10 protein-coding genes are annotated in these 12,919 nt (G+C 59.5%); 7 read left to right on the forward strand and 3 right to left on the reverse strand.

Annotated features, from left to right (window positions below):
* The first annotated feature begins 32 nt into the window (after positions 1–32).
* Entirely contained in the window at positions 33–2,162 is a 2,130-nt protein-coding gene (locus tag PGH32_RS05570; RefSeq protein WP_337894262.1) for an HlyD family efflux transporter periplasmic adaptor subunit, read from the forward strand.
* A gap of 49 nt (positions 2,163–2,211) precedes the next feature.
* On the opposite strand, the gene PGH32_RS05575 is transcribed toward PGH32_RS05570, so the two are convergent.
* Entirely contained in the window at positions 2,212–2,808 is a 597-nt protein-coding gene (locus tag PGH32_RS05575; protein WP_314422122.1) for a hypothetical protein, read from the reverse strand.
* Between the two features lie 286 nt (positions 2,809–3,094).
* Positions 3,095–3,394: a hypothetical protein gene (locus PGH32_RS05580; protein ID WP_314422120.1), complete on the reverse strand. Its 300-nt coding sequence runs from the start codon at positions 3,392–3,394 to the stop codon at positions 3,095–3,097.
* A gap of 743 nt (positions 3,395–4,137) precedes the next feature.
* On the opposite strand from PGH32_RS05580, the gene PGH32_RS05585 reads away from it, so the two are divergent.
* From PGH32_RS05585 to PGH32_RS05610, 6 genes are all read left to right on the forward strand, one after another.
* Positions 4,138–6,225 (forward strand): hypothetical protein, encoded by a 2,088-nt coding sequence (locus PGH32_RS05585; protein WP_337893432.1) that lies wholly within the window; start codon positions 4,138–4,140, stop codon positions 6,223–6,225.
* A gap of 186 nt (positions 6,226–6,411) precedes the next feature.
* On the forward strand, positions 6,412–6,927 hold the full coding sequence (locus tag PGH32_RS05590; RefSeq protein ID WP_337893433.1) for an RNA polymerase sigma factor: 516 nt from the start codon (positions 6,412–6,414) through the stop codon (positions 6,925–6,927).
* The gene (locus PGH32_RS05595) at positions 6,917–7,906 is read left to right on the forward strand and encodes a FecR family protein (RefSeq protein WP_337893434.1); all 990 of its coding nucleotides are present in this window, start codon (positions 6,917–6,919) and stop codon (positions 7,904–7,906) included. Before PGH32_RS05590 ends, PGH32_RS05595 begins: the two co-directional genes overlap by 11 nt.
* Before the next feature lie 160 nt (positions 7,907–8,066).
* Positions 8,067–10,496, forward strand: a complete 2,430-nt coding sequence (locus PGH32_RS05600; protein ID WP_337893435.1) for a TonB-dependent siderophore receptor — start codon at positions 8,067–8,069, stop codon at positions 10,494–10,496.
* 5 nt (positions 10,497–10,501) lie between these two features.
* Positions 10,502–11,743: an MFS transporter gene (locus PGH32_RS05605; protein ID WP_337893436.1), complete on the forward strand. Its 1,242-nt coding sequence runs from the start codon at positions 10,502–10,504 to the stop codon at positions 11,741–11,743.
* Positions 11,736–12,173: a hypothetical protein gene (locus PGH32_RS05610; protein WP_337893437.1), complete on the forward strand. Its 438-nt coding sequence runs from the start codon at positions 11,736–11,738 to the stop codon at positions 12,171–12,173. The genes PGH32_RS05605 and PGH32_RS05610 overlap by 8 nt, the downstream gene beginning before the upstream one ends.
* Positions 12,174–12,280: 107 nt before the next feature.
* On the opposite strand, the gene PGH32_RS05615 is transcribed toward PGH32_RS05610, so the two are convergent.
* On the reverse strand, positions 12,281–12,856 hold the full coding sequence (locus tag PGH32_RS05615; RefSeq protein ID WP_337894263.1) for a helix-turn-helix transcriptional regulator: 576 nt from the start codon (positions 12,854–12,856) through the stop codon (positions 12,281–12,283).
* Positions 12,857–12,919 lie beyond the last annotated feature (63 nt).

Here is a 12,919-nt window from a genome sequence, read left to right on the forward strand (position 1 = left end):
CTGATGCGCCGCTGCATGCCGGTGGGGCTTCGTTGGCGCGTTCTGCCGCAAGTTCGGCTCCGCTGCCCGCGCTGCGCGAAGAGCTGATCCTGCATCGCGGCCCGGCGAACTGGGACGGTTCCCCCAGCTGGACGCTGGAAGATCCGCAGCGCGGGCGCTTTTTCCGCCTCGGCTGGCTGGAGATGGCGCTGCTGTCGCGCTGGTCGCTGGGCGATCGTCAGAGATTGATTGCCGAAGTGAATCAGCGGCTGCCGCTGGAGATCGGTGACGAGGAGGTGGAGAACTTTAGCCGTTTCCTGCAGTTTCATTCCCTGACCCGGCCCGAGGGTGAAGCCGCGCTGAAGCAGTTCCTCAATCAGCAGCAGCAGAGCCGCAGCGTCTGGTGGCGCTGGCTGCTGCATAACTATCTGTTTATGCGCATTCCGCTGCTGCATCCGCACCGCCTGCTGCAGCGGCTGCTGCCGCACGTGGAGCTGTTCTACCGGCGGCCGTTCTGGCTGGCGACGCTGGCTGCCGGGGCCTGCGGGCTGCTGTTCGCCAGCCGCCAGTGGCAGACGTTTCTGCACACCTTCCTGCACTTTTTCACCCTGGAGGGCGCACTGCTGGCCGGGGGCACGCTGGTGGTGACCAAGTGCCTGCACGAGCTGGGCCACGCCTTTACCTGCACCCGCTACGGCGCGCGGGTCTCCACGCTGGGGGTGGCGCTGCTGGTGCTGATGCCGGTGCTGTATACCGATACTTCGGCGTCGTGGAAGCTGCCGAAGCGCCGCCAGCGGCTGACGATAGGGGCTTCCGGGATGCTGGTGGAGCTGGCGCTGGCGGCCTGGGCGACGCTGGCGTGGAGCTTCCTGCCGGACGGCATGTGGCGCAGCGCGGCGTTTATGCTGGCGACCACCACCTGGATCATGACCCTGCTGATTAACCTCAGCCCGCTGATGCGCTTTGACGGCTATTTTCTGCTTTCCGACGCGCTGGGCGTGCCGAATTTGCAGGCGCGCGGCTTTGCGCTGGCCCGCTGGCGGCTGCGCGAGTGGCTTTTTGGCCTGGGCGATGCCCCGCCCGAACAGTGGCCGGGCTGGCTGCGGCGCACGCTGTTAAGTTACGCCTTCGCCACCTGGGTGTATCGCCTGTTTCTGTTTACCGGCATTGCGCTGCTGGTCTACCACATGGCGTTCAAGCTGCTGGGCATGGCGCTGTTTGCGGTGGAAATTGGCTGGTTTATCCTGCTGCCTGTCTGGCAGGAGCTGCGTGAATGGACCCAACGACGTAAGGATTATCGAATGAATCGCCATCTTGGGGTCACGCTGGCGGTGGTTACGCTGGCTCTGCTGGCGCTGATCGTGCCGTGGCAGCGCACCGTCACCGCGCCGGCGCTGCTGCGCGCCGCCGAGCAGCACAGTTTTTATATGCCGCTGGCCGGACGGGTCGGAGAGATTCTGGTTAAGCCCGGTCAATCGGTAAAAGCCGGAGATCCGCTGTTTATCCTGCAGGCGGACGGTGAATCGCACCAGCGCCAGCAGCTGGAAAAGCAGGTGGCCACGCTGGCCTGGCAGCAGCAGTATCAGCTGATGAACCGGCGGGCGGCGCAGAACCATCAGCGGGTGCGTCAGGAGCAGCAGGCCGCCAGTCAGCGGCTGGCGGTGCTGGAGCAGCAGCAGCAGGCGCTGACCCTTCGCGCGCCGGCCGACGGGGTGATGGTGGATCAGCTGCTGCCTATCACGCCGGGAGAATGGCTGCCGCCGGGAGAATGGCTCGGTACGCTGATCGGCTCGCAGGGTGGGGTGGTGGAGGCGCTGGTGTCCGAACAGGACTGGCGGCGGCTGAAGGTGGGCGACGGCGGTACTTTCTATCCCCGCGATGCCTCCCGCGCGGCCAGTGAGATTACCGTGGTGGATATTGAGCATGCGGCGCTGGCGGATATGAAACCGCTGGCGGAGCTGGCGTCGGTCTACGGCGGCCCGGTGGCGACGCTGAGCGATGCACAGCGCAGGCTGACGCCGGAGCAGGCGGTGTACCGTGTGGTGCTGAAGCTGCCCGCCGACAGCCTTTCGCCGCAGCAGGTGCTGGTCGGTACGGTGTCGCTGAAGGGGGAATCGCAAAGCCCGGCGGTTAAACTGTGGCAGCGGGTGCACGCGGTGCTGATACGCGAGCTGTCGTTTTAAAAAATCCGGCGCGTTGTCCAATGATAACGTGCCGGATCGTTAACGACAATTAATTAGCCCACACATAAAGGCAGGGCATTAGCACCAGGAGAAGGGCCAGGGTGAAATACGTAAGGCAATCCCCGACACTTGAACGATAACCGTATTTTCCAAGGTATTCCATCACGCTGAAGCCAATAATATAGGCAATAAATACGATAACTAGTCGGAACGCTTTAGCTGCATAGCACTCAGGAAAAACGGAGATAGTGCAAGCGATAAACAGTCCGATCATCATTCCCAACCCGGAGATTGCTAATATTTTTCCTGTATTAATGACCGGAAAAACAGCAAAGCGGAAGAACCAACCCTCAACCGGTTTTTCCTCCTGATTCGGACCTATTACCATCATTCTGCTCACAGTCAGCATGCCCCCAACGATCACTAAAATCATTATTGAGTCGGGCGCAAGGTTTTCAAAAAATACGTTAACAAATTTTTTATTAATAAAGTCGCCGTTATCAAACCTTATGCCTAGCAGAAGAAAAAAACTTAAAAAGATATAAAAGACGCCACCATGCAGCGCTTGCCACAATATTTTTTTTGAAAAATCGCGTTTTGTGTGGTCGATTTTTTGTTCAACGGAGCCGGACGGTGAGAGTGTCATGTAATAAATCCATTCAGTTACAATTTTATTGGTAAGAATATTTTACCTTTTGTCGTCATTATTGGAAAGAGAGATGGACGTCGTTGAGGTGGGCGTGAGGGTGGGGAATGCGGTCAGCGTAAGCATAAAATGATAGTCGACGAGCTTATAGCCTGGGTTCGTTTCTGGCCAGAACCACCAGAGCCAGATGGGTTGTCGGTGCGAAGGTTATCTGCAGAAGGTGCCATGATGGATGGGTACGGCCCCGATTAATTAACCCGGAACCGTATGATCGCCGAGTGGTAGTTTAAATAATCGAGCACAGATAAGCATTACCCTGGAAATAGCTGCCGTCGCTCTTTTTCGCGTGCGGGTGGTAGCCAATGGCCGGGCCTTTATGCATTGCTGCGCATTTTACATCGCCTTCGTGCTGCAGCGTTGAAGGCACCTTACCGAACAGGCTGGCATCGTTCCATAACGATGTTCTGCCCGAAGACTGAAGCTGTGGCGACGTTGCCGAGGGTTTCTCACTCGGACTAAGTGAAATACAGCCGGTAGTGAGCAGAGGTATAACGGTGAGTAAAATTGCTGCTTTTATCTTTGCCATGATGAATATCCTGGGTTGGAATAGGGATTGTTAGTCTTTAATTAAAAATAAAGTCTGAAAATGATAAATCGCGTTAATATAAGGCAGGCATTAACGCAGGTTCGCCTACGCTCAGGCGGCGTATTATTTTTATCCATCATCATGATGGGGGTAACGGCAGGAATCTACACCCGCGCATGGCGAAAAGCAACGGCAGTTTATTGACGAAGATCGATAATTTACTATTATTTTTCAGTGGGATAAATTTTATCGATATGGGTTTCTGATTAATTAACGGCGTTTTTGAATTTTTTTAAAACAGTTCGATAAATAATATTACAGATTGATGAATTAAAAAGTCTTCCTCAGATCCGTCAATGAGTGGAGCCGTCGGATTAATAAATGAATCGGCAGCGTCAGCGGAGAACGCGCGGCGATAGTTTCTCAACAAAAGCGCAGTTATGGCTGGTAGTAACGGAGCGGTACTTTTTTCATCATTTCAGGTCGGTGGCATCCCTTCATTCTCAAGACCCCTGCATCAATCGCCTGAATGCCCCTCGTCCTGATGACAGGAAGTGTGGCATCTGCCCGGTCAGGGCGATGCCGGTAATTTAACTCAGCGGAATAATTGTTACTTTACGCAGGTAACGATCGAACAGCGGCTATTTCCAATAATCTTGCTGCAATATCAGAGATATAGTAGTCTTTTTCCTAATAATTTCTGCGCGATGGCGTCCTGTCCTGGCGCATATAAAGGATAAGCAATGGCCGACATCTTTCAGCGGGATCGCCTGGCGGCGGTGCTGGCACACTCCTCGTTTTCCATGGACCCCACCCTGCGTGATATTCCTGCCGGAACGCTGGCGCTGGGATTAGGCGACGATGCCTCAGCAGGGATCGCGCTGAACTGCAAAAACAGCCAGGGATATCGTTCCGTTTCGGCCTGGTTATGGAACTTTAGTGACGCCGATCGGCAGGCGCTCAAAGCGCGCGCGCAGGCCCATCCGGTTTCCCGGGTGGCGATTGAAGATTTCTCGCTGGACAGCTGCTTTGCCTGGCTGCTGATGACTGCTCTTACGCTCAGCGATCGCGCTGAATTCCCGCCGTCGCTGGGCAAATGGGTCAGCTATGTTGACCAGTGGGAGCAGGGCAGCTATCTGGACGGTGATGATTTCGCCCGCTCCGCCGCCTGCCTGCACACGGTCTTTGCCCACGCGCAGCTAAACGCGGCCGGCCATGAACCGCATCAGTACCAACCCGCACGGCTGCAATCGGGTTTTACCCGCTGTATTCAGCTGCTCATCGATCTGATTAACCAGACCGACACGCCGCTGAACGGTATTCAGCCGGTGGCCTCTGCGGAATATCAGGCCGCCGCCGCCGCCCTGGCCTATGAACATCAGCTGTATCAGCTGGCGATACCGCGTGCCGCTACCTGCCAGCTGCTGGTGGAGCAGGCCGACAGCCAGCGTAAGGTGCTGATTGATGCACTGTTCCTTAACGAGCAGCACCCCAGCGGCCTGTTCAAAATTTTTGCCCGCAATGACCGCACGCGTTCCTGGAGTAAAAACGGCTTTACCCTGCTGGGCATTTACCGCCCGCAGGAGCAGGGAACGGGCAATGACGTGGTGATTTCCGTCGATCCGAAAAGCGGCGTGTCGCTGAAAAGTCTCTGGCAGGCGCTGGAGCAGGAAGAAAATGTGCGCTGGAACGGCCAGCGCCCGAATGATAAGCCGCGCCCGCTGCAGAGCTACAGCAACGTATCGGGTTCGCTGCCCGGCTCGCCGAATCAGCCCTGGTGGGATGATGCCGGCAGCTATACTCTGCTGGGCGCGCCCAAGCGGCTGGCGTCCGGTGAGCTGGGTTCAAAGCTTGACTGGTGGCAGGATATTCTGCCGCTTATCTGGCAGCAGGGATTTGTCGATCATCTTATTCCGCGCCTTGAGCAGGTGAACAACACGCCGACGCTTAATGAAGGGCAAAAGCGCGTTTGCGCGTGGCGTTGGTCACAGCCGGATGCCCGCATTCAGCAAACCGATACCAGCAGCTATCTGGTCGACACGCCGTCGTTCCAGGCGTGGCTGGCCGGAACCAGCCACGCCACGCAGCCCGCCACGCCTTATGCACTGCCGCAGGCCGATCGCTATGAGGCGTACTGGCAGTCTGACGTGCTGGTGGTCAGCCATCAGCAGGGGGTGAGCCTGTTCAGCCGCTCGGCCGATAATCCGGCGCTGGACGGCCTGCTGGCCGTTGCCCAACGCATTGCCGCGCTGAGCGATGACTATGCCGCATTCCTGACGCAAATCCGCGAGATCTTCAAGAAATGGCCGAAACAGCTCCGGCAGCAGGCGTCGGCGATTGAAGACAAACAGTGGGAAGAGGAGATCTTCGCGCTGCGGGTCAACGCGCTGAACGTGCTGAACAGCAGCGAAACGCTGTTCAGCCGCGCAGATGAGAATCGGCTGAGTGAACTGCTTCAGCGCCAGTGGGGCCTGCACGATCGGCGCGACACGCTGTTTGCCCAGCTCGATCGTCTGGATCAGCTGATGCAGGACGCCATCGCCCGGCAGAATTCCCGCCGTCACCGCATCTACGGTTCGCTGTTCTCCGCGCTGGGTCTGGGGATTGCCGCCAGCCACGTCTGGGAACCGTTGCGGGACATTCTGACCACCAATGAGTACGAATGGCAGCTGATGCTGTTTAAGGAGCCGGACGTCAGCAGCCAGCATCTGGCCGAAATTGCCGGGCAGAGCGCACACTTCGAGCTGATCACGCTGATCGTCTTTGTGGCCTTTGCCGTGCTCGGATTTGTACTGTTCTGGTTCTTTGATATCCGTAGCGAGGAAGATTAACGCGACGCGAGCCGATAAAACACCCACGTTTATGTGGATGTTTTATCGCAGGATCTTTTCACGCCCGCACTAGAATTATCCTAAAGCCTGAGCAATAATCCCCGACCAACTGACCAGCAGCGCAGACTGATGGCACAGGATCTGTGTGTTTTTCGGTATTTTTCTTTACCCCCGGGACTCGATCTTATGGCCGATAAAGGCAAGGATCTCGCAGCGCTGTATCTTTCCGAACGTAAACGCCTGGAGCGCCAGATAGACCGCAAAGTGGGCTGTCGCAGCACGGCCAGCGATCTGGTGCAGGATATTTTTCTGCGGCTGTGGGAAAAGGCCGTCGAGTGGAAAGGCGATTCCGCCGCCTACCTGAGCCGCTGTGCGCGCAACGCGGCTATCGATCATCTGCGGGCGGAGAAGACCCGCGAAGCGTATTTGCAGGGCGAGCTACCGGACTCATTTGCCGAGCCGCCGCTGTCACCGCAGGAGATCCTCTCCGCCGAGCAAAACATCCGCCATATCGACGAGGTGCTGGCCTCGCTGCCGGAAAAAACACGCCACATCTTTCTGCTGAACCGGGTGCACGGCCGCAGTTTTTCGGAGATCGCCGGGGTGATGGGGATTTCATCGCGCGCGGTGGCAAAGCATATGGCACGCGCGGTTGCCGCCTGCGAAGGTCCATCTGCGACGGGAGTGAACAATGTCGACTAAAGCCAAATTAAACGATGCCGCGATCCGTGCCGAAGCCCGCCGCTGGTTTCTGGCTATGCAGAACGGCCCCTCGCGGCGTCAGCGGGCCGCCTGTGAGACGTGGCGGCAGGCGCATCCGGCGCACGAAGAGGCCTGGCGGGCGATTGAATCCGTCTGGCTGGACACCGCCGCACCGGGCCAGAAGCTGGCGGAAAAAGAGGCCGACGTGCTCTCCGGCTATCTGGCGGCGATGGACAACAATCGCGCACGTAAAGTGACGCGCCGCCGTGCTGGCTCGGCTGTGGCGCTGTCCATGATGCTGCTACTGCTGGCCGGTTTGTGGCTGCAAAACCCGTCGTGGATGCAGAATTTTGCCGCTGACCAGGTGGCGGCAAAAGGCGAGCGGCGCGAGGTGGCGCTGGCGGACGGTTCAACCGTGCTGCTGGACGCCGACAGCGCGTTCAGCGTCGACCTCACTGCGGACCTGCGCCGCGTTCAGCTGCTGCGCGGCGGGGCGTATTTCGATGTGGTTCCCTCAAAAACGCCGTTTGTTGTGGAAACCCCCGCAGGCAGCGTTCGCGTGCTGGGCACGCAGTTCGACGTGCGCCTGCAGGAGGGCGGCGGCGTGGTGACGCTGGCGCGCGGCAGCGTGGCGGTCAGCAGCGAGGGGCAGCCGCAGCCGACCCTGATCAAACCCGGTCAGCAGGTGGCGTTCAGCCCGCAGGGCGTTGCCGCCCCGGCCAGCGTTAACGTTCAGGATGCGATGGCCTGGCACGGCGGCCGCTATATTTTCTACCGCGCGCGCCTGGGCGATGTCATGCGGGAGGTGGAGCGCTATCGCCCGGGTCGGGTGCTGATCCCGTCTTCTGCGCTGGCCGATCAGCGGGTGACCGGCAGTTTCTCCCTGGCCGATACCGATAAAGCGCTGGATTCGCTGCAGGCCAGCGTTGGCTTCCGCCTGCGCAAAGTCACCGACTATCTGGTGATTGTTACCCAGTAAAAACGTCTGTTTTACAGGCGGTTATATTTTTTTTATAAAAAAGTGTCTTTCTCAGGTTCAGTGGTGCGCCTGTTGATGCGTGATCGTAGTGATAGTGAAAATGATAATTACTCTTATTTTCGTTTAATTGCGATCGTCAGATCAGATATGGGGCACCTTAATGAACAACAAGAAAGTTCGTCGCGCAGGCTATGCATTAGCCTCGGCACTGCTGGCAGGCGCAGGCGCAACGGGTATGGCGGTGGCCGCCGTACAGCAACCTCAGGTACAGCAGTTCAGTTTTAACCTCCCGGCGAAACCCGTCACGCAGGCGGTGAATGAAATCGGCCGCATCGCCGGCCTGTCCGTGGTGTTCCGCGAAGACGAGGCGATCGAGGTGACGGGGCGGGCGGTGCAGGGCCGGATGAGCGTTGAACAGGCGCTGAACACCCTGCTGAACGGCACCGGGCTGGGCTATCGTTTCAGCAACGACAGCACCGTACAGATTTACCGGCTGCCGCCGGACCCGGCCGCCAGTACGGGCACTATGGTGGTCAGAGCCACGGATAACGGCAGGCTCGGTCCGGTGACCGGCTATGTCGCCAGCAACAGCACCGCCGGGACCAAAACCAATACCCCGCTGATGAAAAACCCGCAGTCGGTCAGCGTGATCACCCGCGATCAGGTGGATGTGCAGGGCGCACAGAGCCTGACCCAGGCGCTGCGCTATTCGGCCGGGGTATCAGCGGAGGTGCGCGGTTCGGCATCACGCTACGATCTGCCCTATATTCGCGGTTTCGGATCGCCCACCGATGGCAATCAGTATCTGGACGGCCTGCGCCTGCTGCGCGGCGGCGGCTATGTGATCCCGCAGATTGAAACCTTCGGCATTGAGCGCATTGAGTTTCTCAAGGGGCCATCCTCCACCCTGTACGGCGGGGTGAACCCCGGCGGGCTGATTAACGCGGTGTCCAAAGCGCCGTCCAGCGAAGCGCAGCACTCGGTGGAGATGCTCTACGGCAGCCACAAGCGGATGCAGCTGGGGCTGGATTCCACCGGCCCGCTGGCCGACGATAACTCCCTGCTTTATCGGGTGATTGCTCTCGGTCGACAGTCCAATACCCAGGTGGTGAATACCAAAGAAGAGCGGCTGTTTGTGGCACCGTCGCTGACCTGGATCCCCGATGCGGATACCTCTTTCACCCTCAATACGAGCTATCAGCGCGATCCGCAAGGCGGCTACTACGGCGTTCTGCCGACGGTGGGCAGCCTGTGGTCCAGCCCGGCCGGGCAGATTGCGCGTAACTTTAACGACGGCGACCCGGAGTATGACGAATTCAGCCGTACGCAGACGGCGGTGGGCTGGCAGTTTGAGCACCGCTTTAACGATACCTGGACGGTGCGCCACAATCTGCGTTACCTCGATCTGACTACCGTGACCAAAAGCGTCGGCACCGCCGCGCTGGCCGCCGACGGGCACACGATTTCCCGCTATGCGCTTGGCACCGATGAATCCCTGCGGGGGATAACGTCCGATCTGCAACTGCAGGCGGAGTTTGATACGGGGCGCTTCTCGCACACCACCGTGGCCGGATTCGACTATCAGGAGTCCTCGTGGCGGCAGATCCGCGACTACGGCGCGGCCCCGTCGATTGACTATCTCAACCCGGTGTACGGCGTGGCGACCAGTCTGGCGCTGGCACGGATCACCAACCAGAAGCAGCACATCACCCAGGCCGGGTATTATCTGCAGGATCAGATTGAACTGGACAGCTGGACGCTGGTGGCGGGCGGGCGCTATGACACCGCGCGTACCCGGACCGATAACTATCTCAACGCCTCGCACGGCGTGCAGGATGATGAAGCGTTCAGCGGCAAGGTCGGCCTGATTTACAACTTCGATAACGGCATTGCGCCGTACGCCAGCTACTCCACCTCGTTCCTGCCGGTGACCGGCACCGGCAGCAACGGCAACGCCTTTAAGCCTAATACAGCACAGCAGCGTGAGGTGGGGGTGAAGTACCAGCCGACGGGCCTCGATGCACTGTTCACGCTCGCGTGGTTCGATATTACCCAGAAAAACGTGGTGACCTACGCCAACGCGCTGACCTCGTATCAGACCGGGGAACAGCGTTCGCGCGGGCTGGAGTTTGAAACCAAAATGGCGGTCACCGACAGTATCAATGTGACCGGTGCCTTCACCTATACCAAAGCTGAAGTCACCAAAAGTCTGGCGGTTGATGCCGGCCAGCGGCCGATCGGCATCCCGGATTACACCGCCTCGCTGTGGGCCGATTACACCTTCCGCAGCGGCCTGATGCAGGGGCTGACCGTCGGCGGCGGCGGGCGCTACGTAGGGGAAACGGTGGGGGGCTATTCGCCGAACGTTTACAGCACCAGTGCCGTCCGCCTGGATGCGCCGGGCTACACGGTATTTGATTCGGCGATCGGCTATGACTTCGGCAAGCGGTTTGGCCACCTCAACGGCTTAAGCACCCGCCTGAGCGTCAACAATCTGTTTGATAAAAGCTACGTCACCTGCCTGTCCAACAACTTCTGTAACTACGGCAACGAACGCGTGGTGAACGTCTCCGTGAACTATCGCTGGTGATGCCGATGACCGTGACTGAACAACACCTTTACCGCCCGCCCGCAGGGGGCGGGCAGCTTGCCGTGCTGCTGGCCATCAGCGCGCTGTATATCGGCTTTGGCATGACCATGGGGCTGATTCAGGGCGGGTTCCCGGCCATTATGCGGGCGCAGGGGATGAGCCTGGGGGCGGTGGGCTGGCTGTATGCGCTCTACCTGCCGCTGGGCGTGGCGTTTCTGTGGTCGCCGCTGGTTGACCGCTGGCGGCCGCCGTTTCTGGCGACCGAACTGGCGTGGATTGTGCCGATGCAGCTGGCCTCCGCGCTGGTGGTGGCCGCGGTGGCGCTCATGCCGGGGGCCGATCTGCGCCTGCTGTTTGCTCTGGGGATGTGTGTCGCCTTTGCGATGGCAACGATGGATATTGCGCTGGACGCGCTGGCGGTGGAGCGCATTGATCCGGCCTGGCGACCGCGTGCGGCAGCGTGCAAGCTGGCGGCACTTTCCATCGGGGCAATGATCGGCGGCGGGGCGTTTGTGGCGCTGTTCCAGCGCTTCGGCTGGGCAACCATCTTCCTGATCTACGCCGCCAGCCTGCTGGTGCTGATCGTGCCGATGCTGCTGGTCAGCAGAGCGAAGTCGACGGTGGCTCCGCGGGCCGCCGCGCCGCAGCAGAAGGCCAGCCTGCGCGGTCTGCTGCGCAACCCGATACAGCGCAAACGGCTGATTCTGCTGACGCTGACCTGCTGCGTGATCTTTCCGCTCTCGGCGCTGAACCGGTTGATGCTGATCGATATGCAGGTACCGATGGAGACGATCGGTGGCGTTGTCGGCACGCTGGGGCCGGTCACTATGCTGATTACTGCCGGGGTTGCCGCGCCGCTGATGCACCGGTTTGGCATGCCGCGCGCGATCTGGCTGTTTACCGCGCTGGGGATCCTCGCCCTGGCGGCGATGGCGGTGGGCTACGTGCGGGTGCTGCCGTGGCTGGCGATAGCCGGAGTGGTCAGCATGGGGGCGGCGGTGAGCGGAATTTATGTCGTGCTCAGCGCCCGCATTCTCGGCTGGTCACGCGGTAGCCAGCCCGCGACCGACTACGCCACGTTTTATGGCGTCGGGCGCTTTGTCAGTACGCTGGCTACCATCGGCTTTGCGCAGGCGGTGGCACTGATGAGCTGGCCGCTGTTTTATCTGGGCGGCGCGCTGGCGCTGCTGACTGTGGTGGCATTACTGCGCCATTCCGTAGAAGAAAAGGATCAACAGGATGAGTGATAATTTGCTTTACACCGGCCCAACGCCGGACGACGAGATTTTTGATATCAGCCACTGGCCGATCGTGTTTATTCGCTTCCCGCAGCTGGGTATGCCGGACCGTACCAACCGGCTGCTGAACGGCCTGACCGATTTTTTGCTGCAGCAGCAGCGGGTGGTGTTTGTCTGGATCCCCGCGCGACACGGGCACGAACGCGAGCCGCACGAAGAAGAGAAGCAGTCCACCCGCTGGATGAAGCAGTATAAAACCGAGCTGCGCGACTGGTGTGCGGGCTACGTTTATCTGACCACCGACGAGGAGGTGCGCGCCAGCCTCAGCGCGCTGTTCCCGAAACTCAAAAAGATAATGCCGTTCCCGAAAACGCTGGCGGATGACCGGGAAGATGCCTGCGCGAAGGCGCGGGAGTTTCTGGCCCTGCCGGTGGAGTGAGGCCCGCCCGGGCCTGAAACAGGCAATTGTTCATTGATCAGCCAGTCCTGCGGCAGTCATTGCTGCCGGACTGGCGCGTGGAGCGAGTATTTTTAGCCTTTCAACGTTCACCCTTTCAGTTCGCGCAGATATTTATAAACGGTGGTGCGCCCCAGCGACAGCACGCTGGCGATGTAATCCGCCGAGTTTTTTGCCCGGAACGCCCCTTCTTTATGCAGGTCCACCACCAGATCCTTTTTCTGCGTGCGGGTTAGCGCGCTCAGCGAGGTGTTTTCCCGCCGTATCCAGTCGTGCAGGAAGGTGTTGATTTTCTCCTGCCAGTCGTCGCGAAACAGCGCGTCCGGCTGCGGCTGCAGGCGGGTGACGGACAAAAACAGCTCCAGGGCGTTGCGCGCCTCTTCAAAGGGCGCGGTGCTGAAGTTAATGCACAGCAGATAGCCGGGATCGGTTTCATTGCCCGTGGCGATGGTTACCGAACGCATCTTCTTGCCGTCCCAGTTCAGCTTCTCATAAGGCCCGGTCACCGCAGCCAGCGGCTGGCCCTCAAACTCATCCAACCCGGCGTCATCGCCGATACTGCGCCGCGACAGATTATTGGCGATGTAGGCCACCCGCCCGGAGGCCACGTCGTGAATAACCACCTCCACGCTGGGAAAGAACAGCGCAGCGATGCCGTCTGCCATCGATTTCAGCAGCGGGAAGGGCGTTTTTTCGCTGAGCGTTGGGTTTGTCACAGGCCTCTCCTT

Origin of the sequence: Erwinia sp. SLM-02 (assembly GCF_037450285.1) — a bacterium.
Lineage (GTDB): Bacteria > Pseudomonadota > Gammaproteobacteria > Enterobacterales > Enterobacteriaceae > Erwinia.

What these genes read in the sequence shown, in the direction of transcription:
- PGH32_RS05575 (WP_314422122.1), bottom strand. Translation starts at nt 2,808, where the DNA reads ATGACACTCTCACCGTCCGGCTCCGTTGAACAAAAAATCGACCACACA.
- PGH32_RS05580 (WP_314422120.1), bottom strand. Translation starts at nt 3,394, where the DNA reads ATGGCAAAGATAAAAGCAGCAATTTTACTCACCGTTATACCTCTGCTC.
- PGH32_RS05585 (WP_337893432.1), top strand. Translation starts at nt 4,138, where the DNA reads ATGGCCGACATCTTTCAGCGGGATCGCCTGGCGGCGGTGCTGGCACAC.
- PGH32_RS05590 (WP_337893433.1), top strand. Translation starts at nt 6,412, where the DNA reads ATGGCCGATAAAGGCAAGGATCTCGCAGCGCTGTATCTTTCCGAACGT.
- PGH32_RS05595 (WP_337893434.1), top strand. Translation starts at nt 6,917, where the DNA reads ATGTCGACTAAAGCCAAATTAAACGATGCCGCGATCCGTGCCGAAGCC.
- PGH32_RS05600 (WP_337893435.1), top strand. Translation starts at nt 8,067, where the DNA reads ATGAACAACAAGAAAGTTCGTCGCGCAGGCTATGCATTAGCCTCGGCA.
- PGH32_RS05605 (WP_337893436.1), top strand. Translation starts at nt 10,502, where the DNA reads ATGACCGTGACTGAACAACACCTTTACCGCCCGCCCGCAGGGGGCGGG.
- PGH32_RS05610 (WP_337893437.1), top strand. Translation starts at nt 11,736, where the DNA reads ATGAGTGATAATTTGCTTTACACCGGCCCAACGCCGGACGACGAGATT.
- PGH32_RS05615 (WP_337894263.1), bottom strand. Translation starts at nt 12,856, where the DNA reads ATGGCAGACGGCATCGCTGCGCTGTTCTTTCCCAGCGTGGAGGTGGTT.